25 protein-coding genes are annotated in these 26687 nt (G+C 71.3%); 10 read left to right on the forward strand and 15 right to left on the reverse strand.

All coding sequences use genetic code 11. From position 1 onward, the window contains the following. Window positions 1-68: 68 nt before the first annotated feature. Window positions 69-1094, reverse strand: a complete 1026-nt coding sequence (locus tag AB0E91_RS04695; RefSeq protein ID WP_361775240.1) for an ATP-dependent 6-phosphofructokinase — start codon at window positions 1092-1094, stop codon at window positions 69-71. Between the two features lie 287 nt (window positions 1095-1381). Between AB0E91_RS04695 and pta the strand changes: the two genes are divergently transcribed. From pta to pyk, 3 genes are all read left to right on the forward strand, one after another. Continuing rightward, the gene (gene pta, locus AB0E91_RS04700; RefSeq protein WP_361775243.1) at window positions 1382-3478 is read left to right on the forward strand and encodes a phosphate acetyltransferase; all 2097 of its coding nucleotides are present in this window, start codon (window positions 1382-1384) and stop codon (window positions 3476-3478) included. Beyond that, on the forward strand, window positions 3475-4683 hold the full coding sequence (locus AB0E91_RS04705; RefSeq protein ID WP_361775246.1) for an acetate kinase: 1209 nt from the start codon (window positions 3475-3477) through the stop codon (window positions 4681-4683). Before pta ends, AB0E91_RS04705 begins: the two co-directional genes overlap by 4 nt. 98 nt (window positions 4684-4781) lie before the next feature. Next, the gene (gene pyk / locus AB0E91_RS04710) at window positions 4782-6212 is read left to right on the forward strand and encodes a pyruvate kinase (RefSeq protein ID WP_361775249.1); all 1431 of its coding nucleotides are present in this window, start codon (window positions 4782-4784) and stop codon (window positions 6210-6212) included. 177 nt (window positions 6213-6389) lie between these two features. On the opposite strand, the gene AB0E91_RS04715 is transcribed toward pyk, so the two are convergent. The 4 genes from AB0E91_RS04715 to AB0E91_RS04730 form a co-directional block, all read right to left on the reverse strand. Then, a complete protein-coding gene (locus tag AB0E91_RS04715) occupies window positions 6390-7694 on the reverse strand; it encodes a hypothetical protein (RefSeq protein ID WP_361777255.1) in 1305 nt (434 codons plus the stop codon). A 100-nt stretch (window positions 7695-7794) separates the two neighbouring features. Continuing rightward, a complete protein-coding gene (locus AB0E91_RS04720; RefSeq protein WP_361775252.1) occupies window positions 7795-8391 on the reverse strand; it encodes a DUF6114 domain-containing protein in 597 nt (198 codons plus the stop codon). 199 nt (window positions 8392-8590) lie between these two features. Then, window positions 8591-9241, reverse strand: a complete 651-nt coding sequence (locus AB0E91_RS04725) for a DUF6230 family protein (protein WP_361775255.1) — start codon at window positions 9239-9241, stop codon at window positions 8591-8593. A gap of 609 nt (window positions 9242-9850) precedes the next feature. Further along, entirely contained in the window at window positions 9851-10819 is a 969-nt protein-coding gene (locus tag AB0E91_RS04730) for a tetratricopeptide repeat protein (protein ID WP_361775258.1), read from the reverse strand. Window positions 10820-11032: 213 nt separating this feature from the next. Here AB0E91_RS04730 and AB0E91_RS04735 point away from each other — a divergent pair, with 213 nt between their 5' ends. Next, complete coding sequence (locus AB0E91_RS04735; protein ID WP_361775261.1) at window positions 11033-11653, forward strand: TetR/AcrR family transcriptional regulator; 621 nt, start codon at window positions 11033-11035, stop codon at window positions 11651-11653. Between the two features lie 193 nt (window positions 11654-11846). Beyond that, a complete protein-coding gene (locus AB0E91_RS04740) occupies window positions 11847-13031 on the forward strand; it encodes a DUF3103 family protein (protein ID WP_361775265.1) in 1185 nt (394 codons plus the stop codon). A 97-nt stretch (window positions 13032-13128) separates the two neighbouring features. Here AB0E91_RS04740 and AB0E91_RS04745 read toward each other — a convergent pair whose 3' ends face one another. The 4 genes from AB0E91_RS04745 to AB0E91_RS04760 form a co-directional block, all read right to left on the reverse strand. Further along, window positions 13129-14829: a methylmalonyl-CoA mutase family protein gene (locus AB0E91_RS04745; RefSeq protein WP_361775268.1), complete on the reverse strand. Its 1701-nt coding sequence runs from the start codon at window positions 14827-14829 to the stop codon at window positions 13129-13131. A gap of 75 nt (window positions 14830-14904) precedes the next feature. Continuing rightward, window positions 14905-15243, reverse strand: coding sequence for a DUF3817 domain-containing protein (locus tag AB0E91_RS04750; protein WP_361775271.1), 339 nt, complete (start codon window positions 15241-15243; stop codon window positions 14905-14907). A gap of 88 nt (window positions 15244-15331) precedes the next feature. Further along, window positions 15332-15841, reverse strand: coding sequence for a MarR family transcriptional regulator (locus AB0E91_RS04755; protein WP_018544555.1), 510 nt, complete (start codon window positions 15839-15841; stop codon window positions 15332-15334). Between the two features lie 11 nt (window positions 15842-15852). Next, on the reverse strand, window positions 15853-17112 hold the full coding sequence (locus AB0E91_RS04760) for an MFS transporter (RefSeq protein ID WP_361775274.1): 1260 nt from the start codon (window positions 17110-17112) through the stop codon (window positions 15853-15855). 167 nt (window positions 17113-17279) lie between these two features. On the opposite strand from AB0E91_RS04760, the gene AB0E91_RS04765 reads away from it, so the two are divergent. Further along, window positions 17280-18260, forward strand: coding sequence for a DUF5937 family protein (locus AB0E91_RS04765; RefSeq protein WP_361775277.1), 981 nt, complete (start codon window positions 17280-17282; stop codon window positions 18258-18260). A 1-nt stretch (window position 18261) separates the two neighbouring features. Here the strand turns inward: AB0E91_RS04765 and AB0E91_RS04770 are convergent, their stop codons facing one another. The 3 genes from AB0E91_RS04770 to AB0E91_RS04780 all read right to left on the reverse strand — a co-directional run bounded on the left by AB0E91_RS04770 (window position 18262) and on the right by AB0E91_RS04780 (window position 19811). After that, on the reverse strand, window positions 18262-19023 hold the full coding sequence (locus tag AB0E91_RS04770; RefSeq protein ID WP_361775280.1) for a hypothetical protein: 762 nt from the start codon (window positions 19021-19023) through the stop codon (window positions 18262-18264). A 153-nt stretch (window positions 19024-19176) separates the two neighbouring features. After that, window positions 19177-19470: an MTH1187 family thiamine-binding protein gene (locus AB0E91_RS04775; RefSeq protein ID WP_052840632.1), complete on the reverse strand. Its 294-nt coding sequence runs from the start codon at window positions 19468-19470 to the stop codon at window positions 19177-19179. Beyond that, window positions 19467-19811 (reverse strand): DUF3817 domain-containing protein, encoded by a 345-nt coding sequence (locus AB0E91_RS04780; protein WP_361775283.1) that lies wholly within the window; start codon window positions 19809-19811, stop codon window positions 19467-19469. Before AB0E91_RS04780 ends, AB0E91_RS04775 begins: the two co-directional genes overlap by 4 nt. A gap of 190 nt (window positions 19812-20001) precedes the next feature. Between AB0E91_RS04780 and AB0E91_RS04785 the strand changes: the two genes are divergently transcribed. From AB0E91_RS04785 to AB0E91_RS04800, 4 genes are all read left to right on the forward strand, one after another. Beyond that, on the forward strand, window positions 20002-20640 hold the full coding sequence (locus AB0E91_RS04785) for an AIM24 family protein (protein WP_161178595.1): 639 nt from the start codon (window positions 20002-20004) through the stop codon (window positions 20638-20640). A gap of 1 nt (window position 20641) precedes the next feature. Then, on the forward strand, window positions 20642-21292 hold the full coding sequence (locus tag AB0E91_RS04790) for an AIM24 family protein (RefSeq protein WP_361775286.1): 651 nt from the start codon (window positions 20642-20644) through the stop codon (window positions 21290-21292). After that, complete coding sequence (locus AB0E91_RS04795; RefSeq protein ID WP_361775289.1) at window positions 21289-22095, forward strand: AIM24 family protein; 807 nt, start codon at window positions 21289-21291, stop codon at window positions 22093-22095. The genes AB0E91_RS04790 and AB0E91_RS04795 overlap by 4 nt, the downstream gene beginning before the upstream one ends. A gap of 92 nt (window positions 22096-22187) precedes the next feature. Beyond that, complete coding sequence (locus tag AB0E91_RS04800; RefSeq protein ID WP_361775292.1) at window positions 22188-22664, forward strand: MarR family transcriptional regulator; 477 nt, start codon at window positions 22188-22190, stop codon at window positions 22662-22664. 74 nt (window positions 22665-22738) lie between these two features. Here AB0E91_RS04800 and AB0E91_RS04805 read toward each other — a convergent pair whose 3' ends face one another. From AB0E91_RS04805 to AB0E91_RS04815, 3 genes are all read right to left on the reverse strand, one after another. After that, entirely contained in the window at window positions 22739-24061 is a 1323-nt protein-coding gene (locus AB0E91_RS04805) for an MFS transporter (RefSeq protein ID WP_361775295.1), read from the reverse strand. A 261-nt stretch (window positions 24062-24322) separates the two neighbouring features. Continuing rightward, complete coding sequence (gene meaB, locus AB0E91_RS04810) at window positions 24323-25291, reverse strand: methylmalonyl Co-A mutase-associated GTPase MeaB (protein WP_361775298.1); 969 nt, start codon at window positions 25289-25291, stop codon at window positions 24323-24325. A gap of 102 nt (window positions 25292-25393) precedes the next feature. Then, window positions 25394-26593: an acetyl-CoA C-acetyltransferase gene (locus AB0E91_RS04815; protein ID WP_361775301.1), complete on the reverse strand. Its 1200-nt coding sequence runs from the start codon at window positions 26591-26593 to the stop codon at window positions 25394-25396. Window positions 26594-26687 lie beyond the last annotated feature (94 nt).

Here is a 26687-nt window from a genome sequence, read left to right on the forward strand (position 1 = left end):
CCGGGCAGCACCGGCGAGAGCGGGACCGGCCGGAAGCCGGGACGGACCGGCCGGGCAGCCGGGACCGGCTAGAAGACCGACTCCGCCTCGTCCATCCGCGACACCGGCACCGTCTTCAGTTCGGTGACCGCCTCCGCGAGCGGGACCAGGGTGATGTCGGTTCCGCGCAGGGCGGTCATGCCGCCGAAGTCGCCCCGGTGGGCGGCTTCCACGGCGTGCCAGCCGAAGCGGGTGGCGAGGACGCGGTCGTAGGCGGTGGGGGTGCCGCCGCGCTGGATGTGGCCGAGGATGACCGGGCGGGCCTCCTTGCCGAGGCGGCGCTCCAGCTCGTAGGCCAGCGCGGTGCCGATGCCCTGGAAGCGCTCGTGGCCGAACTGGTCGATCTCGCCCTTGCCGTAGTCCATCGTGCCGTCGAGCGGGTGGGCGCCCTCGGCGACACAGATCACGGCGAACTTCTTGCCGCGCGCGAACCGCTCCTCGACCATCTTCATCAGGTCGGCCGGGTCGAAGGGGCGCTCGGGCAGGCAGATGGCGTGGGCGCCGGCGGCCATGCCGGACTCCAGGGCGATCCAGCCCGCGTGGCGGCCCATGACCTCGACGACCATCACCCGCTGGTGGGACTCGGCCGTGGTCTTCAGGCGGTCCATCGCCTCGGTGGCCACGCCGACGGCGGTGTCGAAGCCGAAGGTGCGGTCGGTGCCGGAGATGTCGTTGTCGATGGTCTTCGGCACGCCGACGACCGGCAGACCCGCGTCCGACAGCATCCGGGCCGCCGTCAGCGTGCCCTCGCCGCCGATCGGGATCAGCGCGTCGATGCCGAACTCCTCGGCCATGTCGGTGGCCCGCTCGCACGCCTCGCGCAGCCGGTCCCGCTCCAGGCGGGAGGAGCCGAGGATGGTGCCGCCGAGGGCGAGGATGCCGCTGACCGCGTCCAGGTCGAGGGAGCGGTAGTGGCCGTCGAGCAGACCGCGGTAGCCGTCCTCGAAGCCGATGACCTCGTCGCCGTAGTGCGCCACCGCGCGGTGCACGACCGACCGGATCACGGCGTTCAGGCCCGGGCAGTCGCCGCCTGCGGTGAGAACTCCGATGCGCATCGTGCTGTGTCTCCTGCTCGCTGTGGGTACCGGTGAGCCGCTTCGATTCTTTCACGGCCGCCGAAGAGCCGACGACCACCACCCTCCCGCCACCCTCCCGCCACCTTTCCGGCCACCGCCCAGGGGGCCGCCGGGCACCCTGCGTGACCCCCGGGCTGATGGGCGCCTTATCGACGGCCCAGAGTATTGTCAAGAGGGTTGTGCTCACCTCGGTGGGCGATTTTTGTGCCGGCGTACGGCGATCCCCCAGGTGGCGGAGCCGTACGAGCAAGGATCGGAGAGCACGCGTGACGCGCAGCGTGTACGTGACCGGGATCGACCGGAGCGACGGCCGCCAGGTCGTCGAACTGGGAGTCATGGAACTGCTGACCCGGCAGGTCGACCGGGTCGGGGTGTTCCGCCCCCTGGTGCACGACGGGCCGGACCGGATGTTCGAGCTGCTGCGGGCGCGCTACCGCCTCACCCAGGACCCGGCGACGGTCTACGGCATGGACTACGAGGAGGCGTCCGCCCTCCAGGCCGAGCGCGGCACCGACGAGCTGGTCTCCGTCCTGGTCGACCGCTTCCACCGGGTGGCCCGCGACTACGACGTCGTCCTGGTCCTCGGCACCGACTTCGCCGCCACCCAGCTGCCCGACGAACTGGCGATCAACGCCCGCCTCGCGAACGAGTTCGGCGCCTCCGTGATCCCGGTCGTGGGCGGCCGCAAGCAGACCGCCGCCTCCGTGCTCGCCGAGACCCGCAACGCCTTCCGCGCCTACGCGGGCCTCGGCTGCGACGTGCTCGCCATGGTCGCCAACCGGGTCGCCCGCGAGGACCGCGACGAGATCGCCGAGCGCCTGGCCGACCGGCTGCCCGTGCCCTGTTACGTGCTGCCCGACGAGCCCGCCCTGTCCGCGCCGACCGTCTCGCAGATCGCGCACGCCCTCGGCGCCAAGGTGCTGCTGGGCGACGACTCCGGCCTGGCCCGCGACGCGCTGGACTTCGTCTTCGGCGGCGCCATGCTGCCCAACTTCCTCGCCGCCCTGACCCCCGGCTGCCTGGTCGTGACCCCGGGCGACCGGGCCGACCTGGTCGTGGGCGCGCTCGCCGCGCACAACGCGGGCACCCCGCCCATCGCCGGTGTGCTGCTCACCCTGAACGAGGTGCCGAGCGAGGAGATCCTCACCCTGGCCGCCCGCCTCGCCCCCGGCACTCCGGTGCTCTCGGTGGCCGGGACCAGCTTCCCCACCGCCGAGCAGCTGTTCTCGCTGGAAGGCCGGATGACGGCCGCCACCCCGCGCAAGGCGGAGACCGCGCTCGGCCTGTTCGAGCGGTACGCCGACACCGCGGGCCTGGCGAACCGGGTCTCGGCGTCGAGCGGCGACCGGGTCACGCCGATGATGTTCGAGCACAAGCTCCTGGAGCGGGCCCGCGCCGACAAGCGCCGGGTCGTGCTCCCCGAGGGCACCGAGGAGCGGGTGCTGCACGCGGCCGAGGTGCTGCTGCGCCGGGACGTGTGCGACCTCACGCTGCTCGGCCCCGAGGACCAGATCCGCAAGAAGGCCGCCGACCTCGGCATCGACCTGGGCGACAGTCAGCTGATCGACCCGGCGACCTCCGAACTGCGCGACTCCTTCGCGGAGAAGTACGCCGCGCTGCGCGCCCACAAGGGCGTCACCGTGGAGCTGGCGTACGACGTGGTCACCGACGTGAACTACTTCGGCACGCTGATGGTCCAGGAGGGCCTGGCCGACGGCATGGTCTCCGGCTCGGTGCACTCCACGGCGGCCACCATCCGCCCTGCCTTCGAGATCATCAAGACCAGGCCGGACTCCTCGATCGTCTCGTCCGTCTTCTTCATGTGCCTGGCCGACAAGGTGCTGGTCTACGGCGACTGCGCGGTCAACCCCGACCCGGACGCCGAGCAGCTCGCGGACATCGCCGTGCAGTCGGCGGCGACGGCGGCGCAGTTCGGCGTGGAGCCGAGGATCGCGATGCTGTCGTACTCCACGGGTACGTCCGGTTCGGGCGCCGACGTGGAGAAGGTGCGCACGGCGACCGAGCTGGCGCGCTCGCGGCGCCCCGACCTGAAGATCGAGGGGCCGATCCAGTACGACGCGGCCGTGGACGCCGCCGTGGCCGCGACCAAGCTGCCCGGCTCGGAGGTCGCGGGCCAGGCCAGCGTGCTGATCTTCCCCGACCTGAACACCGGCAACAACACCTACAAGGCCGTGCAGCGCTCCGCGGGCGCCATCGCGGTCGGCCCGGTCCTCCAGGGGCTGCGCAAGCCGGTCAACGACCTGTCGCGGGGCGCGTTGGTTCCGGACATCGTGACAACAGTCGCCATCACGGCCATCCAGGCCCAGCAGTCGGCCGAAACCGAAAGGGCTTCCGAGCAGTGACCCCCACCCGTGTCCTCGTCCTCAACTCCGGCTCGTCCTCGCTGAAGTACCAGCTCCTGGACATGCGGGACAGCAGCCGGCTCGCGGTGGGCCTGGTCGAGCGGATCGGCGAGCAGACCTCGCGGCTGCGCCACACCCTGGTCGCCACCGGCGAGACCCGTGAGCAGAACGGCCCGATCGCGGACCACGACACCGCGCTCAAGGCGGTCGCCGAGGAGCTGGCCCGCGACGGGCTCGGCCTCGATTCGCCCGAACTGGCCGCGATCGGGCACCGGGTGGTGCACGGCGGCATGTTCTTCACCGAGCCGACGGTCGTCGACGAGGCGGTGCTCACCGAGATCGAGCGGCTGATCCCGGTCGCGCCGCTGCACAACCCGGCCAACCTCACCGGCATCCGCACCGCCCAGGCACTGCGCCCGGACCTCCCCCAGGTCGCCGTGTTCGACACCGCCTTCCACACGACGATGCCGGAGTCGGCGGCGCGCTACGCGATCGACCCGAAGATCGCCGACCGGCACCGCATCCGCCGCTACGGCTTCCACGGCACCTCGCACGCCTACGTCTCCCGCGAGACCGCGAAGCTGCTGGGCAAGGCCCCTGACGAGGTCAACGTGATCGTGCTGCACCTGGGCAACGGCGCCTCGGCGTCGGCGGTGGAGCGCGGGCGGTGCGTGGAGACCTCGATGGGGCTGACGCCGCTGGAGGGTCTGGTCATGGGCACGCGCTCGGGTGATCTGGACCCGGCCGTCATCTTCCATTTGGCCCGTGTCGGCGGAATGTCCATGGACGAGATCGACACTCTTCTGAACAAGAGGAGCGGTCTGTTCGGACTGTGCGGGGACAATGACATGCGGGAGATCCGCCGCCGGATCGAGGAGGGCGACGAAGAGGCGTCCCTCGCCTTCGACATTTACATTCACCGCATCAAGAAGTACATCGGCGCCTATTACGCCGTACTCGGGCAGGTGGACGCGGTGGCGTTCACCGCCGGGGTCGGGGAGAACGCGGCGGCCGTGCGCTCGGCGGCCGTCGCGGGCCTTGAGGGCCTTGGCCTGGCGGTGGACGAGGAGCTGAACGCCGTACGGGCCGACGGGGCCCGGCTGATCTCGCCCGCGTCCGCGCGGGTGGCCGTCGCCGTGGTGCCGACCGACGAGGAACTGGAGATCGCCACGCAGACCTATGCGCTGGTCGGAAAGAACAGCTGAGCATTACACCGCAGTAACACGCCTGAGCGCATGTCCGCCCATTTGTATCTCCGCCGGCCGGAATATTCCGCAGTGAAACAAACCGATAGGATCGCCTCATGCGCCGTTCGAAAATCGTCTGTACTCTCGGCCCCGCGGTCGACTCCCACGAGATGCTCGTCGCCATGATCGAGGCGGGCATGAATGTGGCCCGCTTCAACTTCAGCCACGGCAGCCACGCCGAGCACCAGGCGCGGTACGACCGCGTCCGTGCCGCCTCCAAGGAGACCGGCCGCCCCATCGGTGTGCTGGCCGACCTCCAGGGCCCGAAGATCCGCCTGGAGACCTTCGCCGAGGGTCCGGTCGAGCTGGAGCGCGGTGACGAGTTCGTCATCACGACCGAGGACGTGCCGGGCGACAAGCAGATCTGCGGCACGACGTACAAGGGTCTGCCGGGTGACGTCTCGCGCGGCGACCAGATCCTCATCAACGACGGCAACGTCGAGCTGAAGGTCGTCGACGTCGAGGGCCCGCGGGTGCGGACGATCGTCATCGAGGGCGGTGTGGTCTCCGACCACAAGGGCATCAACCTGCCCGGCGCGGCCGTCAACGTGCCCGCGCTGTCCGAGAAGGACGTCGAGGACCTGCGCTTCGCCCTCCGCATGGGCTGCGACATGGTCGCGCTGTCCTTCGTCCGTGACGCCAAGGACGTGCAGGACGTCCACAAGGTGATGGACGAGGAGGGCCGCCGTGTTCCGGTGATCGCCAAGGTGGAGAAGCCGCAGGCGGTCGAGAACATGGAGGACGTCGTGATGGCGTTCGACGGTGTGATGGTCGCCCGTGGTGACCTCGCCGTCGAGTACCCGCTCGAGAAGGTCCCGATGGTGCAGAAGCGCCTGATCGAGCTGTGCCGGCGCAACGCCAAGCCGGTGATCGTCGCGACCCAGATGATGGAGTCGATGATCACCAACTCGCGGCCGACCCGCGCCGAGGCCTCCGACGTGGCCAACGCGATCCTGGACGGCGCCGACGCGGTCATGCTGTCGGCCGAGTCGAGCGTGGGCGCGTACCCGGTCGAGACCGTCAAGACGATGTCGAAGATCGTCAAGGCGGCCGAGGAGGAGCTGCTCTCCAAGGGCCTCCAGCCGCTGGTGCCGGGCAAGAAGCCGCGCACGCAGGGTGGTTCGGTCGCCCGCGCGGCCTGCGAGATCGCCGACTTCCTCGGTGCCAAGGGCCTGATCGCCTTCACCAAGTCCGGCGACACCGCCCGCCGCCTCTCGCGCTACCGCGCCGCCCAGCCGATCCTCGCCTTCACCACCGACGAGGGCACCCGCAACCAGCTGACCCTCAGCTGGGGCGTCGAGTCGCACGTCGTCCCGTTCGTGAACTCCACGGACGAGATGGTCGACATGGTCGACCAGGAGCTGGCCGGTCTCAACCGCTTCAGCGCGGGCGACACGGTCATCATCACCGCGGGCTCGCCCCCCGGCGTCCCCGGCACCACCAACATGGTCCGGGTGCACCACGTGGGCGGCGGAGACGCCAACTGACGTCTCCTCTCCGAGGATTCACGCATCACCGAGGGCGCTCCCTGCGACAGGGGGCGCCCTCGGCGTTGAACGGACGCCGGAACCGCTCACCCGAGGAGTGACCCACGCACGTGGCCCGGTCCCCCCGGTGAGGGGAACCGGGCCACGTTTTTGCGGCTCCCGGAATGGCGCTGGGGGTCAGTCCGTGGTGTAGACCTGCATGCCGGGGATGTGGAGGTTGCCGCCGAACTGGCCCGCCTGGGTCACCTTGGCGTCGGTGAAGTAGATCAGCGGGATGTTCAGCGGGGGCGGGCTGTCGGGGCTGAAGGTCACCGGGATCAGGCCGAAGAGGTTGCCGGAGATGCTCTCGGTGTACATCACCGTGTCGCCGCCGGTGATGGTGGACATCGAGCCCTTGGCCGCCTGGACGTGGTAGGTCTTGCCCGCCTGCTTGTCCTTCACGGTCTGGTGCAGGTCGCCGATGTCGGTGCCGCCGGAGATGACGTACTTCAGCACCTTCTTGGTGGTGCCGTCGGCCGTGCGGACCTCGACGATGCCCTTGTAGTCGGCGCCCTTGAGCAGCAGGGAGCTGGCGTTCAGGTACCAGGGGTCGTTCGCCACCTCCAGCTTGTTGTCCACGCCCCCCTTGTCGTCGGTGGCCTTGAGACAGTCCTCCGGCGCGGCCGAGTCGCTCGCGGAGGGGTCGGGCGAGGCACTCGTGGAGGGGGCGGCGGACGGGCTCCGCGTGGCGGACGGCGTGGCAGCGGCGGCGTCCTTCTCCGGGGTGTCCTGGACCGCGCGCGGCGCCTTCTTGGTGGTCGCGGCGCCACCGCTCGTACCGGCCTTGTCCGTGTCGCTCTTGTCCGTACCGGCCTTGTCCGTACCGGCCGCCGGAGCGGACGTGGCCGAAGGGGCCGGAGCGGGCGCGGTCGACGACGCGGCGGGCGCCGGGGTCGTGGCCCCGACCGCCTGCTTGCCGCCGGAGAGGACGTCCCCGATCGCGTCGCCGAGGGAGCCGAGCAGACCGCCGTCGGCGCTCTTGGACGGGGCCGGGGTGGCGGCGGGCGTCTCGGCGGCCGGGGTCGACTGCGCGTCGCCCTTCGGGGCGCTCGGGAGCGCGGCGGCCTTGCCGTCGGAACCTGAATCCGGCGAAGAGGCCTTGTCCGTACCGCCCTGCGTGTCCGAAGAGCCCTTGGAATCCGACCCCTTGGAACTCGGGGAACCGTCGGAGCCCGAAGTGCCTGAGGAGTCCGGGGAGTCCTTCGAGGAGTCCGTCGCGGAAGGTGTCGCGGTCGCGGAAGGCGTGGCCGACGCGCTCGCCGACGGGGAGGCGTCCGAGCCGTCCAGCGCGCTCACGCAGTCCTTGTAGTCCGCCGCCTTCTGGCTGTTGGACGCGGGGCTGGTGCCGGTGCTGTCGGCGATGGCGAGCGTGGACGTGAAGCCCATGCCCATGATGACGGCCGTCGGCATCGCCACGGAGGCTATCGCCTTGCCGGCCGGCATGTGGAGCCGGGTGAACAGCGGCTTTCTCGGCGCCGCGTGACGCGGCCCCGTTCTCTCCGAGGAGGAGGTGATGGCCGTCTGGTCCTGACCGCGCGCCTGGTCAGCCGACACGGGACCCCCCGTTGGGCTTCTCGGCCCGCTCGCCGTCCGTGGCGCCGTCGGCCGTGTGCTCCACGGGGGTGTCGTACGCCGGCTGCGGCTGGGCGGGGACGGTGGGGGCGCCCGGTGCGGCCGGGTAGCCGTCGTCGGTGGCGGGAGCCGGCTGTACGGCGCCCGTGGCCGCCGCTGCCTTGGCCGGCTTCCCGGTCGGTGCCCAGGAGAGGGCGAGGGCGCCGCCGACCAGCGCGAGCAGGAAGCCCACGATGAAGCCGCCGATGTTGGAGACCACCAGGGACACCAGGGCCAGGATGATCGCCGCGACTCCGGCGAAGATCCGGGTGGCCGACTGGAACCACATGGTCAGACCCAGCGTGATCAAGAGGGCCCCGATGATCAGCGATCCGGCACCCGCGGTGGTCGACATCGCGATCGACATGGTGCCGAGCTTGAACGTGGCATAGGGGAAGTAGGCGATCGGCACCCCGCCGAGCAGGGTGAACAGGCCTGCCCAGAATGGCCGGGTGCCCCGCCAGTCATGGAATCGCAGACGCAGCCGGGCGAAGTTCCCGGCGCTCTGGACCGGAGTCTCGGCACTCATGGAAAACAGCTCCCTGGGTCCAGTGGACGTACGTACCGGCTCGGCCGTCGCGCCGAGAAGCCGGAGAATGTTGAGTCGATGGGGGGCCCGACGCGGGGTCGGGCCGGGTGCCCGGGGCGGGAAAGCAGCGGCTCCCCCGCCCCTGACGCGGACTCCCGGGACGGCTCGGCCGTCCCGGGTCACCCGGTGACCGGAGCCGTCAGTAGCACTCCAGGCCCTTGTCGAAGCCGAGCTTCATCGACAGACCGCTCAGCTTGAACGTGCCGGCGGTGGTCGCCCACGCCGTCTGCTTCACGTCGTAGAGGTCGGCCGACTCGGCCTGCTGGGCGAAGCCGCCCGGCAGCGTGCTCGCCGTGTCCTTGACCGCCGGGCCGCGCGACTTGTCCTTCAGCGCGACGCCGATGTCGATGTTCTTGAACTCCGCGTCGGCGTCGAGCTGGGCGACGTCGATGTAGAGGTTGGTGGCCTCGACCTGCTTCTTCTCGCTCGGACCGGCGTCGAGACGGAGGTAGACCGTCTTGCCTATGAGCGGAACGTCGGTGGCGACCGACTGGCACATCTTGGTGATGGTCGCGCTGTCGAACGACGAGATGGCGACGGGGTGAACCGTCCTCTTCTTGTCGTCGCCCTCGGTCGTCGCGTAACCGCTGTCGATACCGCCGTACTGGGCGAAGCCCTCACCGTGCAGGTGTTCGGCCCTGACCTTGAACGACTGGCCGGAAACGCTGAAGGACGCCGCGAGGGCACCCTGCGCCAGACCGACACCCACACATGCCGCTGCGGCGACGCTGGGCACCATGACCACAGCGAACCGCTTCCATCTGGTCCCGCCACGCACCTGGGACTCCATATTTCCTCCTTCTCGGACGTACATCTCCTGGTCCGGACCGCCCCAGGGGGGTTGCGACCGGACAGGGATGGGAGAAGTGCTACGTCCTCGGGAAGGAGAGCGCCCGCGCCCGACGGCGCGAGACGCGCCCGGACAACCGGCGTTCACCCCCGAGCGACAACCACTGGTCGCGCCTGACACACATCACGCACAACCTTCTGGACAGGCTTCGCCGCAGTGGCGAAGACCCCCCTGTCCCAGAACCGGCGCCACTGCCGCCGGTTCTGCCCGGTGGGGACACATTCGCCGTGACCCGGCCGGGTGCCGGGGTAACGGAAATGGACCGAGCGTGGCCGATCGTGGTGCATTCTCGCCGCCCGCACAAGGGGCTTCGTTACTGCCTAGTAACGGCGGGATAACCGAAAGACGACTCAGTGGTCTCAAAGGGCGACGCACGGTGCCAACACTGGGCAGAACAAAGTCGTTGATCCCCGGGCGAAGCCGGACAGACCAACGACCTTGATTTACTCGGAGTAACAGCTGAACCGATTACCAAGATTTGGTAAAGCGCGGCGGCTCCCACGCCACATCGGCCATTCCTTCACCGCCGCGCCACAAGCCGACGGACCGTCAGAACAGCGCCCGCGCAAGCGCCCGACGGGCCGCCACCACTCTCGGGTCCTCCACACCCACGACCTCGAACAGCTCCAGCAGCCTGCGCCGCGCCGCGTCCCGGTCGTCACCGGCCGTGCGGGCGACGGTCTCGATGAGGCGCCCGAGGGCGTCCTCCACGTGACCACCCACCAGATCCAGGTCGGCGGCCGCGATCTGCGCCTCGACGTCGGCCTGCTTCTCGGCGGCGTCCCGGCGCACCTTCAGCGGATCCATACCCTGCACGCGCTGGAGCAACTCCGCCTGACCCAGGCCGAGTTTCGCCTCTGTGTTCGCCGGGTCGTCGGCGAGTACGTTCTTGTACGCCTGGACGGCACCGCCCAGATCGCCCTCGTCCAGCGCCCGCACGGCCGCCTCCAGGAGCGCGTCGTACGGCCCCTCCGGCTCCTCGGCCGGGGCGGCGCCCGGCTGCGCGTCCGGGTCCACGGTCAGACCGGTCAGCCCGAAACGCTGCTCGGCGACCTGGATCAACTGGTCCAGCGTCTCGCGGATCTGCTGCTCACCGGCGGCACCCTGGAAGAGGGGCAGCGCCTGGCCCGCGACCACGGCGAAGACCGCCGGGATCCCCTGGACGCCGAACTGCTGCATCAGCATCTGGTTGGCGTCCACGTCGATCTTGGCCAGCAGGAAGCGGCCGTCGTACTCGACGGCCAGCCGCTCCAGGACCGGGCTCAGCTGCTTGCAGGGCTGACACCACTCGGCCCAGAAGTCGATGACGACCGGGACTTCGGCGGAGCGCTGGAGGACTTCGGTCTCGAAGTCCGCCTCGTTGACGTCGACGACGAGATCGGCCGGGGAGATCGCCCCCGCGCCGCCGCGCCGGGCGGAATCGGCGCGCGCCTGCTCCGCCTTGGCCTTGGCCTCCTGGGCCGCCTTCACCGCGGCGAGGTCGACGACGCCGCTCATGGACATGTTCCGTGGCTGCATGGGTCTATCCTCCCCCGTTCCCGCGCATGAAGGAAAAAAGCGATGTCGGCCGGCGCCGAGGTCCCCACCCCGCGCCGGTGGCCGTCGCCCGCGTACGTCCATCGCGAGCTTTCGCTACGGGTCGTAGCGTAATGGCAGAAGGGGTTCCGGCGACAGCCTTTTCCGGTGATCTCCCTCACGACCGCCCGGAGGTGGCCGGTTATGGTCGGGGACATGCAGAGCCGCACCCCAGCAGCCCGTACGGGCCGACCGCGCAGCGCCGCCGCGGACGCCGCGATCCTGGCCGCCACCCGGGAGGCACTGGTGGAACTGGGCTGGTCCGGGCTCACCCTGGGAGACGTGGCGACGCGCGCCGGGGTTGCGAAGACGACGCTGTACCGCCGCTGGTCCGGCAAGAGCGAGCTGGTGGTCGACGCGATCGCCGAGTTGTTCAACGAGCTGGAGGTGCCCGACCGGGGCAGCCTCGCCGACGACATCGAGGGCGTGGTCCTCCAGTTCGCGGCCATCCTCGGCCGCCCGGAGGCGCGGAGCGGCCTGATCGCGGTGGTCGCGGAGGCGGGCCGGGACGACGCCCTGCGCGAGCGCATCCGCCACTCCATCGTCGAGCGCCAGAAACACCTGGTCGTGACGGGCCGCGAGCGGGCACAGGAGCGCGGCGAGATCCCGCCGGAGTCCGACCCGGAGGCGGCGTGCCGCGCCGTGGACCTCATCTTCGACATCGTGGCGGGCACGGTCGTGCACCGGATGCTGGTGAGCGCGGAACCGGCGGACACCGAGTGGGTACGGCGTTTCATCGCGGTACTGCTCGGGGGGCTCACGGCCGCCGAGGGCTGAACTCCCCTGTCCTCACGAGGCGTTGACGGTGTGAAGGTCTTGCGGGCGTGACATGTTCAGGTCACCATGGGCTGCGAGTTCTACTCGCATAGAACCTCATCCGGACTCCCGTCCGGCAGTCGTCCCGGCACCACCCCCCTGACAGTGCGTCACTCCCCCACCTGGCCACTCGCATCCGGAGGGATCGATCCCCGTGAGACCCCGTCAGTCCCGTCGCCGCGCCGCCCAGACCGTCACCGCGGCCACCCTGCTCGCCCTCGCCGCCGCCCAGGCCCTCATCACCGCCCCCTCGGCCACGGCAGCGCCCGCCACCCCCACCCCCGCCCACTCCGCCACCGCCCAGAAGGTCGCCGGCGCCCAGGACCGCGCCGCCCGGGCCATCGCCCGCTCGCTCGGCGACCAGTCCTGGCGCACCCGTCTGAGCACGGCCGTCCTCACGTCCTCGGACGTCGCCGTCACCCCGCTCGCCGCCCGGGCCGACCCCGCCCTCGGGTCCGACCTCGCCGCCGCCGACCACGCCATCGCGGACGCCAAGGGCCTGAACGGCAAGGTCGGCTCCCTGCTCCAACTCCGGCTCGGCGCGAGCTCCATGCGCGCCGCGCTGGCCGACGGCACCACCCCCTGGGTCGCCGCGGCCGTCTCCGACGACGACGCCACGGCGGTCACCGCCTACGACAGCCGGGGCAACGCCCACACCCTGGACGCCCGCACGGCCCCGGACCACCCGGTGTACGTCGTCGACATCGACGGCTCCAAGGCGCTCGCGGCCGGACTCGACGTACTCCGTGACGAACTGGCGAAGAGCGGGGTGCGCTCCGACGCGCCCGGTGCCGTGAACACCGCCGCGAACACCGCGACCTCGGGGCGGTCCGCCGCCGCGGCCTCGGGCGGCTTCTGGACCACGAAGATCGACGCCGTCGAGCTGTCCGACGACGAGGAGCCCTGGGTCAAGGGCGCCGCCGAGATCTACACCCTGGTCTCCGGCTTCGGCCAGGACGGCAAGGTCCGCGTCGACCCGGTCGACATGCCCTACCTCGACTACGACGGCACGGTCTACCGGCCCAACCAGATCCTCGTGAACTGGTCGAACTACAAGTACAACCTCGCCGACGCCGTGATGATGGAGGACGACGGCGACACCAACTACCACGACCTCGCCGTCGCCATCGCGGGCGCGCTGCTCACCATCACCGACCAGGGCGCCTACATCCCCCTGGTGGACGCGATCCTGAACGCCATCCCCACCTCCTGGTGGACCGACGACCCCGACTACGTCGACTCCTGGTACACCCTGGCGCAGAACTACAACGGCACCTACTACGGCGCCCGGGGCAACGGCTGGATGACCGTCGAGCCGTACTTCGTGCAGGAGTTCTGAGGAAGCGCGGAAGCACCGACGGAGTAGCGCGCGACAGCGCGGGGGCCCGCCGGGACGGACAGCCGTCCCGGCGGGCCCCGTCGCGCTTTGGGGGCGCTCAGAACCCGGCGGGCTCCGTGTAGATCCCCCACTCGTCCCGCAGCACCCCGCAGATCTCGCCCAGGGTCGCCTCCGCGCGGACCGCCTCCAGCATCGGGGCGATCATGTTGGAGCCGTCGCGCGCGGCGGCCAGCATGGCGTCCAGGGAGGTCTTCACGCGGGCCTCGTCGCGCCCGGACTTCCGCTCGGCCAGCATCCTGACCTGCTCGCGCTCCACCTCGTGGCTGACCCGCAGGATCTCCAGGTCCCCGGTGACCGAACCGGTATGGGCGTTGACGCCGACGACCCGCTTCTCCCCCTTCTCCAGCGCCTGCTGGTAGCGGAAGGCGGACTCCGCGATCTCGCCGGTGAACCAGCCGTCCTCGATCCCGCGCAGGATGCCCGAGGTGATCGGGCCGATCGGGTGCTTCCCGTCCGGGTGCGCCCGCAGGCCCCGCTCCTTGATCTGCTCGAAGATCTTCTCCGCGTCCGCCTCGATCCGGTCGGTGAGCTGCTCGACGAACCACGAACCGCCCAGCGGGTCGGCCACGTTGGCGACGCCGGTCTCCTCCATCAGCACCTGCTGGGTGCGCAGCGCGATCTCGGCGGCCTGCTCGCTCGGCAGCGCGAGGGTCTCGTCCAGGGCGTTGGTGTGCAGCGAGTTGGTCCCGCCGAGCACCGCGGCCAGCGCCTCCACGGCCGTGCGCACCACGTTGTTGTACGGCTGCTGCGCGGTCAGCGAGACCCCGGCGGTCTGGGTGTGGAAGCGCAGCCACTGCGCCTTGTCGGTCTGCGCGCCGTACACGTCCCGCATCCAGCGGGCCCAGATGCGGCGCGCGGCGCGGAACTTGGCGATCTCCTCGAAGAAGTCCAGGTGCGCGTCGAAGAAGAAACTGAGGCCGGGCGCGAACACGTCCACGTCGAGGCCGCGCGAGAGGCCCAGCTCCACGTAGCCGAAGCCGTCCGCGAGGGTGTACGCCAGCTCCTGCGCGGCCGTCGCCCCGGCCTCGCGGATGTGGTAGCCGGAGACCGACAGCGGCTTGTACGCCGGGATGCCCGCCGCGCAGTGCTCCATCAGGTCGCCGATCAGGCGCAGATGCGGCTCGGGCTGGAAGAGCCACTCCTTCTGCGCGATGTACTCCTTGAATATGTCGGTCTGGAGCGTGCCGTTGAGGATCGCGGGGTCGACGCCCTGCCGCTCGGCGGCGACCAGGTACATGCAGAAGACGGGCACGGCGGGGCCGCTGATCGTCATCGACGTGGTGACGTCGCCGAGCGGGATGTCCTTGAAGAGGACCTCCATGTCGGCCGCCGAGTCGATGGCCACACCGCAGTGGCCGACCTCGCCGAGCGAGCGCGGGTCGTCGGAGTCGCGGCCCATCAGCGTCGGCATGTCGAAGGCGACGGACAGGCCGCCGCCGCCCGCGGCCAGGATCATCTTGTACCGCTCGTTGGTCTGCTCCGCGTTGCCGAAGCCGGCGAACTGGCGGATCGTCCAGGTGCGGCCCCGGTAGCCGGTCGGATGGAGCCCGCGCGTGAAGGGGTACTCACCGGGCCAGCCGATCCGCTCGAAGCCGTCGTACACATCCCCGGGGCGGGGGCCGTACACCGGCTCGACCGGATCGCCCGAGAGTGTGGTGAAGTCTGCGTCGCGCTTGCGCGCGGCGTCGTACCGGGCCTGCCAGCGGCGGCGGCCTTCGTCGATCGCGTGAGCGTCCATACCCTCGAATTTACTTGGACGTCCTAGTAAATGTCGATGGGGGACCGCCGTACGACACTCGTACGGCGGTACGAATCAGACCTTGACCGGGGCGGGAGCGGCGCCCTGGACCTTGGACTCCAGCTCGCGGCTGATCTTCCGCTCGACGAAGAAGGCGGCGGTCGGGATGGTCCCGGCCAGGAGCACCCACAGCTGCTTGCCGACCGGCCACTTCGCCTTGGAGCCCAGGTCGAAGGCGAAGACCAGGTAGACGACGTACAGCCAGCCGTGCGCGATGGCGACGACACGGGTGAAGTCCTGGGCGCCGTCCAGGTGGAACGCGTACTTCGCGATCATGCCCAGGCACAGGAGCACGAGGAGCACGCCGGTGATGTAGGCGAGGGCTCGGTAGCGGGTCAGCACGCTCTTTTTCATGCCGTCGAGCGTAACCACCCGTTCCGGGAGATCTTGCCCCGGGTCCGCCCTGCCGTATCGGCCCAGGTCACTCCCCCGTACGCGCCGGTCAGTCCTCTTCGAAGTCGTGCGCCGAGACCCTCAGTGGCCGCAGCAGCGCGAAGATCTCCCCGCACTCCTCCGCGTCGTACGCGCCGAGCCCGAAGTCCATCGCCATCAGGTCGCGGGTGGCCGCGTCGACCACCTCGCGGCCCTTGTCGGTGATGACGGCGAGGGTGCCGCGGCCGTCGTTCGGGTTGGGGCGCTTGGCCACCAGACCCGACCTGACCAGCCGGTCCACCGTGTTCGTCACGGACGTCGGGTGCACCATGAGCCGCTCGCCGATCTTGGACATCGGCAGCTCGCCCGCCTTGGAGAAGGTGAGCAGCACCAGTGCCTCGTACCGCGCGAAGGTCAGTCCGTACGGCTTGACCACCGCGTCGACCTCGCCGAGCAGGATCTGCTGGGCCCGCATGATCGAGGTGATCGCGGCCATGGAGGGCACGCTGCCCCAGCGCTGCTTCCAGAGTTCGTCGGCGCGGGCGATGGGGTCGAAGGGGAGTCCGAGAGGCTTGGGCACGTCATCAGACACTACCGGCCGGTCATATGCCGGTCAGCCCCGTCTCGCCTTTCGGTCGCCCGGCAGGCCACCGCGAGCCCGGCGCAGCACAGCGCGCCCAGCACCCCGGCCCCCGCGACGGCCGCGCGCACGCCCGTGACCTCGGCGGCGACCCCCGCGAGGGCCATTCCGGCGCCCTGGACGGTCATCAGCCCGGCGTGGAGCACGGTCATGGCCCGGCCGCGCAGCTCCTCGGGCACCGCGCGGACGAACCACTGGTCGAGGCCGAGGGTGTACGCCGAGCCCGCGCCCGCGAGCACCAGGAGCAGCAGCGAGAACCCCAGGTCGGGCCGCAGGGCGTAGGCGATGTAGGGCAGCAGGGTCAGACAGAGCAGCGGCAGCACGATCCGCTCGCGGGTGGCCGCGCCGAGCCGGGCTCCGGCGTACAGTTCGCCGGCCACCGTGCCCACCGGCAGCGCGCACATCAGCAGGCCGAGGCCCGGGGAGCCCGCGCCGAGGTCGTGGGCGTAGGGCGCGGCCAGCGCCTCGGGGACGACGCCGAACAACGAGGGCACCCAGAAGACGAGGAGCAGCACGCGCACGCGCGGGTGCGCGAAGAGGGCGCGGAGTCCGTTCCCGGTGTCCTGTGCGCGGTCGCGGACCCGGGCCGGGCGGTGGCGGGTGCCGAGGCGCAGCAGCAGGGCGGAGGCGAGGAAGGTGGCCACCGTGACGAGCAGGGCGTGGCGGGGGGCCGTCACGGTCAGCAGGAGGCCGCCGAGGCCGTAGCCGGTGAGAAGCGCGCTCTGGGAAACGATCCGCAGCAGGGAGCGGCCGAGCACGAACGGTTCGCCGTCGCCGAGCACGTCCGCGAGAGTGGCCATGCGGGTGCCGCTGAAGACGGGCGCGACGACGGCGAGGCAGCAGCGCAGCACGAGCAGGACGCCGACGCCCGCGCCCGGCACGACCATGGCGGCCACGCACACGGCGCACACCAGGTCGCAGGTCACCAGGACGCGCCGGGCCGGGAAGCGGTCGGCGACCGGGGCGAGGAGGGCGCCGCCGACGGCGTAGGGCAGGAAGCCGAGCGCGAAGACGAGGGCGCTCATCAGCGGGGAGCCGGTGAGGTCGTAGACGAGGACGGAGAGGGCGATCTCGCTGACGATCACGCCGAGCAGGGAGAGGACGTGGGCGGCGAAGACCGCGCGGAACTCGCGGACGGCCAGGACGCCGCGGTATCCGGCGCGGGCGGGCTCGTCGGCTTGGAGCGTCGTGTTCTGGGGTGGTGCGGACATGACGGGCAGGGTGCCGGGGCGGGGGCGGCGGGCCGTAGAGTTTCGGCTCCAGCCGAATCCTGTCGGTGGTCCGGCCGATTCCCTGTCGGTCGTCCAGTCGCTTCCTGTCGGTCGTCCGGCCGCATCGCGCTCCATGAACGCGCGCGCTCCACAGTGACGGAGGTGTCGTGCCCTCGCAGCTCCGCTTCGGCGAGGAGGACTTCCTGCGCTGCCGGTTCGCGATCTCGCCGTTGTGGGAGACGCAGGACGCGGTGCGGACGCTGCGGCGGCCGGACCGGCACGGCTATCACGGGCCCTGGCTGCGGCGCGTGCGCGCGGCGGCGGGCGGGCTCGATCTGGCGCCGCTGTGGCTGCTGATGCCGCGCCGGGGCAGTTCGCCGGACTGGCTCTGTCCCCCGCCGCTCGGGCCGCTGACGTCCTTCGCGGACGAGATCGCGGCGGTGCGGGCGGCCGATCCGGAGGTGGCGCGGGCGGAGACGGCGCGTTCGCTGGCCTGTACGCCGGGGGCCCTGGAGTCGGCGCGCGGCCGGGCGTGGCTCGCGGACCCGGCGCGGATGGTGCGGGAGCTGGCGGACCTGCTGGAGGCGGCCTGGCGGGTGCTGGTGGCGCCGGAGTGGCCCCGGCTGCGGGCGCTCCTGGAGGCGGACGTGGCCTTCCATTCGCGCAGGCTGGCCGAGGTGGGCCTGGGCGCGCTGCTGCCGGAGCTGGACGGACGGCTGTCCTGGGACGGGCGGACGCTGACGCTGCCGCACGGGCGGTACGCGCGCGAGTTGGGCGGCCGGGGTCTGCTGCTGATGCCGAGCGTGTTCTGCTGGCCGGACGTGATCACCGGTTTCGAGGCGCCCTGGCAGCCGATGCTGGTGTATCCGGCGCGGGGCATCGGCGATCTGTGGACCGAGCCCGCCGGGCGGACCCCGCAGGCGCTGGTACGGCTCCTCGGGCGCAACCGCGCGGCCGTCCTGACCGCGCTCGGCGAACCCGCGACGACCACGGCCCTGGCCCACCGGCTCGGCCTCGCTCCCTCCTCGGTCTCGGACCATCTGACGGTCCTGAAGGAGGCGGGCCTGCTCACCGCGACCCGGCACGGCCACCAGGTGCTGTACGCGCGCACACCGCTCGGTACGGCGCTGACGACCGGGCCTGCCTGAATCAGCTCCCCTGTTCCTCCAGGGTCCGCAGGACGCCCGGGGTCCGGGGCTGGGTGACGGGCGAGCGCAGACAGCGGCGGGCCGCCGGGGTGCCGGGGAGCGGGGACGTGAACAGGGCGGCGGAGATGACGAGCACCAGCAGCAGCGGGCACAGGAAGGCGAGTACGGGGGCGAGGGGGCCCAGCAGCGGGAGCATGGGCTCCAGGCCGAGCCCGGCCGCACAGACGGTCAGGACGAGGGCGCGTACGGCGAGTTCGGCCAGCCAGTTGGCGAGGGCGCGCTCGGGGGTGATGCCCCGTTCCAGCCACAGCCGCAACCGGTCGAAGGACCAGGCGGTGGCCCAGACCGTGAGCGGACGCAGCAGCAGCCGGTCGGCGAGGGCGCCGGGCCTGCCCCAGCGGGGGCGGTAGTCGTAGCCGGTGAGGAAGCGGACGCCGTGGGCGTCGGGGACGTAGCGCCAGTAGCCGCTGCCCTCGGCGAGCGGGGAGAGGGGGTGCGGGGAGGCGAAGCGGAGGGCGGAGGTGCGGGTGCCGTCGGGGCGTTCGCGCTCGTCGGCGGCGAGTCCGGTGCCGTGGACGGTGAGGAACGGCAGCAGCCGGGCGCGGTAGCGGAAGGGGCGCGGGGAGGTCTCCGGGGCGGGGTGGGGGAGGTACTCGATCTCGCCGATCCTGAGGTCCCAGCGCCGGCGGTGGGCGGGGTCCTGGGTGCGGGTCCAGAGGTCGTCCAGATCGGTGCGGATGTGCGTCTCTATGTAGAGACCCATGTGGTGTTCCCCCACGTCGGAGCGGATTTCAGGCTCAAACTACCCGGAGGATCATGGTGTCTTCGCCGCTGTGGCGGCCGGACCGGGCGGGGGACGACCGGACCCCGGCCGCCAGGGGCGGGCCGGGGTCCGGGTGGGGTGCGTCGCGGGATGTCACCCGGCCAGGTGACGCTCCACGGTCTCGACCTTCGAGGTGAGGCCGTCGGTGACACCGGGTCGGATGTCGGCCTTGAGGACGAGGGAGACGCGCGGCGCGCGGGCCTCTACGGCGGCGACGGCGCGCCGGACGACGTCCATGACCTCGTCCCACTCGCCCTCGATCGAGGTGAACATGGCGTCGGTGCGGTTGGGCAGGCCCGACTCGCGGACCACGCGGACGGCGTCGGCGACGTACTCCCCCACGTCCTCGCCGACGCCGAGGGGCGTCACGGAGAAGGCGACGATCATGCGTTCACGACTCCCTCGCGGCGGGCGCGGGCGGCCATGACGGCGGCCTCGGACTCGCGGCGCAGCCTGCGCTCGGCGAAGAAGCCGCCGGTGGGCAGGACAGAGAGGACGAAGTAGAGCGCGGCGGTGCCGAAGCTCCACTTGGCGCGGTTCCAGGCGTCGATCCAGAAGAGCACGTAGAGGATGAACAGCACGCCGTGGACCGCGCCCATCACGGGGACGGCGTTGAAGTCCGTGGTCCGCTTCAGCACCGAGCAGAGAAGCAGGATCAGGAAGGACACGGCCTCGGGCGCCGAGACCAGTCGCAGGCGGCGGATGGCGGATGCTGTCTTGAGGTCCACGGGTCACCTTCGGTGGGGGAGGTCGCTGGGGCGCGGGCACGGTCGCCCGGTGAGCGGCTCATGATCCTTTGTGAACGGAAGCACAAGCGTCGCCACATTGTGGCAAACCGTGCCCCTAGGGGTGCGGTCAGGGTCGTTCTCCACCCGGAGGCCCTGTTCTCTCCACCCGGCCGGGGGCTACTTTCGCGGTGTGGCGACGTTCCGACTACAGGGCAGCAAGGTGCTCGCCGTCGACATGACCGGGGATGCCGTGAAGGCGAAGAACGGCTCGATGGTCGCGTACGACGGGCAGATGGCCTTCAAGAAGCTGAGCGGCGGTGGCGAGGGTCTGCGGGGCATGGTGACCCGGCGGCTGACCGGCGAGCAGATGACGGTGATGGAGGTGAGGGGGCAGGGGACCTGCTGGTTCGCGGACCGGGCGTCGGAGATCAATCTCGTGACGCTCCGGGGCGACAAGCTCTGGGTGGAGTCGAGCAATCTGCTGGCGACGGACGCGGGACTGCGCACGGGCACGGCGTTCACGGGCCTGCGCGGCGCCTCGCAGGGCAACGGCCTGTTCACCACGACCGTCGAGGGCAACGGCCAGGCGGCCCTGCTGTCCGACGGCCCGGCGGTGGTGCTCCGGGTCTCCCCGCAGTACCCGCTGACGGTCGACCCGGGGGCGTACATCGCGCACCAGGGAGACGTCCGGCAGTCCTTCCAGTCGGGCGTGACGTTCCGCACGCTCCTCGGGGAGGGCGGCGGCGAGGCGTTCCAGATCCGTTTCGAGGGCGACGGGCTGGTGTACGTCCAGCCGAGCGAGCGGAACACGATCGCGGGGGATCTGTGACATGGGCTTCCGGGAGATCAACTCGAAGATGATCGAGGCGACGGTGGCGCCCGGCGTGCGGCTGTTCAGCCAGCGCGGGGCGATGCTCGCCTACCGCGGGGACGTGTCGTTCACGCCCAGTGTCCAGAGCGGGCAGGGCGGCATCATGTCGATGCTCGGGCGCCGGGTGGCGGGCGAGGCGGCCCCGCTGATGTCGGTCGAGGGCAGCGGCACGGTGTTCTTCGGGCACGGCGGCCACCATGTGCAGGTGATCAACCTGACCGGCGACACGCTCTATGTGGAGGCGGACCGGCTGCTGGCCTTCGAGGGCTCGCTGCGGCAGGGCACGATGTTCATGGGCTCGCAGGGCGGCGTCATGGGCATCGTCCGTGGCCAGGCCACCGGGCAGGGGCTGTTCACCACCACCCTCCAGGGCCATGGCGCGGTGGCCGTGATGGCGCACGGCGGTGTCTTCGGGATACCGATCACCCCGCAGCGCCCGGTCCATGTGGACCCCCAGGCGTACGTCGCCCATCACGGCGAGGTCCGCAACCGGCTGTCCACCGCGCTCGGCTGGCGCGACATGGTGGGCCGGGGCTCCGGCGAGGCGTTCCAGCTGGAGCTGAGCGGCAGCGGCACGGTCTATGTCCAGGCATCGGAGGAGAAGCTGTGAGCGCGTACGCGGGTGCCGGGGGCCCGGTGGTGTTCGACCCCGTGACCCTGCCGGCCGACGACAACGTGAACCCGTACACGTTCTGCGTGGAGCTCAAGGGCAGTCAGTGGTTCCTGCAGAAGGGGAAGATGATCGCCTACTACGGGGCGATCGAGTTCAACGGCATCGGGCACGGGCGGCTGGACCGGCTGGTGCGTTCCTCGTTCCATTCGCCATTGCACGCGAGCGACTGGGTCGTGGCGGAGGGCTCGGGCAAGATGCTGCTCGCGGACCGGGCGTTCGACGTGAACTCGTACGACCTGGACGAGGGCAATCTGACCGTTCGCGCAGGCAACTTGATCGCTTTCCAGCCAAGCTTGGCACTCAAACAGTCGATCGTGCCCGGCTTTCTCACACTGATCGGCACGGGGAAATTCGTGGCCGCCTCCAACGGCCCGGTGGTGTTCATGGAGCCCCCGATCCGGGTGGACCCCCAGGCGCTGGTCGGCTGGGCCGACTGCCCGTCGCCCTGCCATCACTACGACCACGGCTATCTGACCGGCGTGCTGGGCGGTCTACGTGCGATGACAGGGCTGGGCGGGGCCTCCGGGGAGGAGCACCAGTTCGAGTTCGTCGGCGCCGGGACGGTGCTGCTGCAGTCGACCGAGGTGCTGATGGCGGAGCGGGAGACGGGTGCGGTTCCGTCCGAACCAGGGGTACCCGGAGGGGGTGGAGCGGCACCCGGCGGCCCTGTCACAGGAGCCTCAGGAGTACCGCGCCTTCCCGGACAGCTGGGAGATCTCCAGCGTCGCTTCGGGCTGTGAGCGGTAGTCTGCGGAGTGTGACGTCGAACGCGTGCGCACAGTCACATCACTCAGAGTAGTTCGTCATTCAACATCTTAGGTAGACTTCATTCATGGAGACCGAGACGGCCACGCACTGGCTGACCGATGCGGAGCAGTGCGCCTGGCGCACCCACCTGGAGGTCAACAGGCTGTTGACGTACCAGCTCGAAAAGGATCTGCAACCGTTCGGACTGACCATGAACGATTACGAGATCCTCGTCAATCTGTCCGAGTCCGAGGACATGCGGTTGCGGATGAGCGATCTCGCCACCGCCACCCTCCAGTCCAAGAGCCGGCTCTCGCACCAGATCACCCGCATGGAGAACGCGGACCTGGTGCGCCGGGAGAACTGCGAGTCGGACCGGCGCGGGCTGTATGCCGTGCTGACCGATCACGGCCTGGAGCTGATGAAGAAGGTCGCGCCCCACCATGTGTCCTCGGTGCGCCGCCACTTCATCGACCTGCTCTCCCCCGACGCCCTCCAGGACCTGAACAAGGCCCTCAAGCCCGTCGCGGAACATCTGCGCACCCAACGCGGCCGCCTCTGACACCCACCAGAGCGGCCAGGGCGAGGCGCGGCATCCAGGCCGACCGCCGGACCGCGCCTCCGCCCCGGGCGGCCTCAGCAGCCCACGCCCGCCTGGTCCACGGCGGGCACCCCCGACGCCTCGACGGCGGACGCCCCCGACGCCCCGGCCTCGGCGGCGGGCACCCCGCCCGGCCCCCGTGCGACGAGGGTGACGGCCGCCGCGGCCAGCGACGCGGCACCGGCCAGCGCGAAGCACAGGGGCAGCGGCAGCCGGCCGATCAGCGCCCCGGCCATCAGCGCCCCGCTCGAATTGCCCCCGTTCACCGCCATGTTCACCCAGGCTCCGGCCTGGGCGCGGGCGCCCTTCGGCGCCGTCTCGTCGGCCAGCAGATACGAGGTCGTCAGCGTCGGGGCGATGAAGACGCCCGTGAGGACCATGGCCGCGGTGAGGGTCCACAGGTCGGGCGCGAGACCCGCCGCCGCGATCATCAGCCCGAGCCCCGCCGTGAAGCGGGCCAGCCGTGCCCGCGCGGACAGCCGCCAGTCGATCGCACCGTTCGCGAGACCGCCCAGCGCGCTGCCGACCGAGAGGGCGCCCAGCACCCAGGGGACGAACGCGGTGTCGTAGGAGCCCCGCTCGGCGTAGGCGGTCACCAGCAGTTCCACCCCGCTCAGCGCGAGCCCGGCCCCCGCCGCCACGACGACCGGGACCAGCAGCCCCGGCACCCCGCCCGACCGGGTCCGGCGGGACTTGGTGCGTCGCCCCGCGCGCGGCCCCGTGCCCGACCCCGTGCGCGGCCCGGTCATCGCCGGGGACGTGACGAACGCGGCCGTCCCGCCGACGATCAGCAGCGCGCCCAGCAGGATGCCGGAGGCCGGAGGCGCCCAGGTGATGAGGGCGCCCACCAGGACCGGACCGGAGACGAAGAGCAGTTCCTCGGCGACCCCGTCGAGGCTGTAGGCACGGCGCTGCAGATGCCGGTCGGTGACGAGTTCGGACCACAGCGCGCGCATGACCGACCCCAGCGGGGGCGCGCAGGCGCCCGCGAGCGCGGCGGCCGCGCCGATGAGCGCGGCCGGGGCGCCCGGACGCCAGAGAAGCGCGGCGAGGACGCAGAGCAGGACGGCGTACAGCGTGGCCATGGGCAGCAGGGCGCGGCGCGCGCCGTACCGGTCGACCAAGGACGCGCGCAGCGGCATCAGGAAGACCGCCGCGCCGCCGAACAGGGACATCACCATGCCGGAGACGGCGTAGGACCCGGTGGCGCGGTTGACGGAGAGCAGGACGGCGAGCGGGGCGACGCCGTAGGAGAAGCGGCCGGCAAGCGCGGCGGCGAAGGTGCGGCGCGCGTGCGGAACGCGGAGGACGGCGGCGTACGAGGGCGCGGCGGGGCGCGCGGGAGCGGGCGCGGACATGCGCGGGGTTCCTCACAGGAGGCGGGACAGGGCGCGACGGTGCGCCGCACGAGGTGCCGGCCGTGTGCCGGGCACTCGCGCGGGCATGGGCGCGCGCTATGCCAAGAGGAGGAACATGTGGATCAAGCTAACAGCGGGAGCGGCGGAGCGGTAGCGGTTTTCCGGACGTGGGCCCCGGTCGGGGGCCGGGGCCGCGCCGGTTCTCCCTGGCCTCCCCGTCTCTCCCCGGTCTCCCGCGTCAGCTCTCCCCGGTCTCCCGGGTCAGTCCTCCCCCGGCTCCCGGGTCAGTCCGGCGAGCAGCTGGTCCGCCGCCGCGTAGGGGTCCAGTTCGCCCGTGGCGACGCGTCCCGCGAGGCTGGGGAGGTGGTGGGCGCCGTGGAGGTCGCCGATGCGCTCCCGCAGGGCCGTGACCGCGATCGTCTCCACCTCGCGGGCGGCGCGGGCGCGGCGGCGTTCGGTGAGGACGCCGTGCTCCTCCATCCAGGCCCGGTGCTTCTCCAGGGCCTCCACGAGCTCGTCGACGCCCTCGGAGCGGGCGGCGACCGTCTTGACGATGGGCGGGCGCCAGTCGCCGGGGCCGCGGGCCTCGCCGAGGCCGAGCATGTGGTTCAGCTCGCGGGCGGTGGCGTCGGCGCCGTCGCGGTCGGCCTTGTTGACGACGTACACGTCGCCGATCTCCAGGATTCCGGCCTTGGCCGCCTGGATGCCGTCGCCCATGCCGGGGGCCAGCAGGACGACGGAGGTGTCCGCCTGGGAGGCGATCTCGACCTCCGACTGGCCCACGCCGACGGTCTCCACGAGGATCACGTCGCAGCCCGCCGCGTCCAGGACGCGGATCGCCTGCGGGGCGGCCCAGGCGAGGCCGCCGAGGTGGCCGCGCGTGGCCATGGAGCGGATGTAGACGCCGGGGTCGGAGGCGTGGTCGGACATGCGGACCCGGTCGCCGAGCAGGGCGCCGCCGGAGAACGGGGAGGACGGGTCGACGGCGAGGACGCCGACCCGCTTGCCCTGCTTGCGGTAGGCGGTGACGAGCGCGGAGGTGGTGGTCGACTTGCCGACGCCCGGCGAGCCGGTCAGCCCGACGACGTAGGCGTTGCCGGTCAGCGGGGCCAGCGCCGCCATGACCTCCCTGAGCTGCGGGGACGCCCCCTCCACCAGGGAGATCAGCCGGGCGACGGCCCGGGGCCGCCCTTCTCGCGCCTCGGCCACCAGAGAGGAGACGTCCCGCATCGATACAGCTCCGTTCACTCGCACCGCCGGTCGGTCCAACCACCGGCCGGTCGAACCGCCGGGATCACACCGCCGGAATCAAAACCGCCGGAAAAGGATTCCTCAGGCCTTCGGTACCCGCACGATCAGCGCGTCACCCTGCCCGCCGCCACCGCACAGCGCGGCCGCGCCGACCCCGCCGCCCCGGCGCTTGAGCTCCAGCGCCAGGTGCAGGACGAGACGGGCGCCGGACATGCCGATCGGGTGGCCGAGGGCGATGGCGCCGCCGTTGACGTTCACCTTTTCCGTGGACACGCCGAGGTCGTTCATTGACTGCACGGCGACCGCCGCGAACGCCTCGTTGATCTCGATGAGGTCGAGGTCCGAGACCTCCAGGCCCTCCTTCTTCAGGGCGTGGTTGATCGCGTTGGACGGCTGCGACTGGAGCGAGTTGTCCGGCCCGGCCACGTTGCCGTGCGCGCCGATCTCCGCGAGCCACTCCAGGCCCAGCTCCTCGGCCTTGGCCTTGCTCATCACGACCACGGCGGCGGCGCCGTCCGAGATCTGCGAGGCGGACCCGGCGGTGATGGTGCCGTCCTTGGCGAAGGCAGGGCGCAGCTTGCCGAGCGACTCGGCGGTGGTGTCGCCCCGGATGCCCTCGTCCTTGCTGAAGAGCACCGGCTCGCCCTTGCGCTGCGGGATCTCCACCGGGGTGATCTCGGCCTCGAACAGGCCGTTCTTCTGCGCGGCGGCGGCCCGCTGGTGGGACAGCGCGGCGATCTCGTCCTGCTCGGGGCGGCCGATGCCGAGCCGGGTGTTGTGCTTCTCGGTGGACTCGCCCATGGCGATGCCCTCGAAGGAGTCAGTGAGCCCGTCGTACGCCATGGAGTCGAGCATCTCGACCGCGCCGTACTTGAAGCCCTCACGGGACTTGGGCAGCAGGTGCGGGGCGTTGGTCATGGACTCCTGGCCGCCCGCGACCACGATGTCGAACTCGCCCGCGCGGATCAGCTGGTCCGCGAGCGCGATCGCGTCGAGCCCGGAGAGGCACACCTTGTTGATAGTGAGCGCCGGGACGCTCATCGGGATGCCCGCCTTGACCGCCGCCTGGCGGGCCGGGATCTGGCCGGCGCCGGCCTGGAGCACCTGGCCCATGATCACGTACTGGACCTGGTCGCCGCCGATGCCGGCGCGGTCGAGGGCGGCCTTGATGGCGAAGCCGCCCAGGTCGGCACCCGAGAAGGACTTCAGCGAACCGAGCAACCGTCCCATGGGCGTCCGCGCGCCCGCGACGATCACAGAGGTGGTCGTTCCAGAAGACATGAGCTGCGATCCCCTTACCGGCCTGCACAGCCGAGGAGTGAACGAGGGTTTACTTCGAATGTACTGACCGGTACCGGAAGCCGTCACCGGGCGT

The organism is Streptomyces sp. NPDC026659, from assembly GCF_040638245.1.
GTDB lineage: Bacteria > Actinomycetota > Actinomycetes > Streptomycetales > Streptomycetaceae > Streptomyces.

Excerpts from the sequence above, each read along its gene's own strand:
- AB0E91_RS04750 (WP_361775271.1), bottom strand. The coding sequence starts at position 15,243 with ATGAAAAAGAGCGTGCTGACCCGCTACCGAGCCCTCGCCTACATCACC.
- AB0E91_RS04725 (WP_361775255.1), bottom strand. The coding sequence starts at position 9,241 with ATGGAGTCCCAGGTGCGTGGCGGGACCAGATGGAAGCGGTTCGCTGTG.
- AB0E91_RS04745 (WP_361775268.1), bottom strand. The coding sequence starts at position 14,829 with ATGGACGCTCACGCGATCGACGAAGGCCGCCGCCGCTGGCAGGCCCGG.
- AB0E91_RS04775 (WP_052840632.1), bottom strand. The coding sequence starts at position 19,470 with ATGATCGTCGCCTTCTCCGTGACGCCCCTCGGCGTCGGCGAGGACGTG.
- AB0E91_RS04790 (WP_361775286.1), top strand. The coding sequence starts at position 20,642 with ATGGGCTTCCGGGAGATCAACTCGAAGATGATCGAGGCGACGGTGGCG.
- pyk (WP_361775249.1), top strand. The coding sequence starts at position 4,782 with ATGCGCCGTTCGAAAATCGTCTGTACTCTCGGCCCCGCGGTCGACTCC.
- AB0E91_RS04805 (WP_361775295.1), bottom strand. The coding sequence starts at position 24,061 with ATGTCCGCGCCCGCTCCCGCGCGCCCCGCCGCGCCCTCGTACGCCGCC.
- meaB (WP_361775298.1), bottom strand. The coding sequence starts at position 25,291 with ATGCGGGACGTCTCCTCTCTGGTGGCCGAGGCGCGAGAAGGGCGGCCC.
- AB0E91_RS04715 (WP_361777255.1), bottom strand. The coding sequence starts at position 7,694 with ATGCCGGCCGGCAAGGCGATAGCCTCCGTGGCGATGCCGACGGCCGTC.
- AB0E91_RS04730 (WP_361775258.1), bottom strand. The coding sequence starts at position 10,819 with ATGCAGCCACGGAACATGTCCATGAGCGGCGTCGTCGACCTCGCCGCG.
- AB0E91_RS04770 (WP_361775280.1), bottom strand. The coding sequence starts at position 19,023 with ATGGGTCTCTACATAGAGACGCACATCCGCACCGATCTGGACGACCTC.
- AB0E91_RS04695 (WP_361775240.1), bottom strand. The coding sequence starts at position 1,094 with ATGCGCATCGGAGTTCTCACCGCAGGCGGCGACTGCCCGGGCCTGAAC.
- AB0E91_RS04735 (WP_361775261.1), top strand. The coding sequence starts at position 11,033 with ATGCAGAGCCGCACCCCAGCAGCCCGTACGGGCCGACCGCGCAGCGCC.
- AB0E91_RS04760 (WP_361775274.1), bottom strand. The coding sequence starts at position 17,112 with ATGTCCGCACCACCCCAGAACACGACGCTCCAAGCCGACGAGCCCGCC.
- AB0E91_RS04720 (WP_361775252.1), bottom strand. The coding sequence starts at position 8,391 with ATGAGTGCCGAGACTCCGGTCCAGAGCGCCGGGAACTTCGCCCGGCTG.
- AB0E91_RS04800 (WP_361775292.1), top strand. The coding sequence starts at position 22,188 with ATGGAGACCGAGACGGCCACGCACTGGCTGACCGATGCGGAGCAGTGC.
- AB0E91_RS04815 (WP_361775301.1), bottom strand. The coding sequence starts at position 26,593 with ATGTCTTCTGGAACGACCACCTCTGTGATCGTCGCGGGCGCGCGGACG.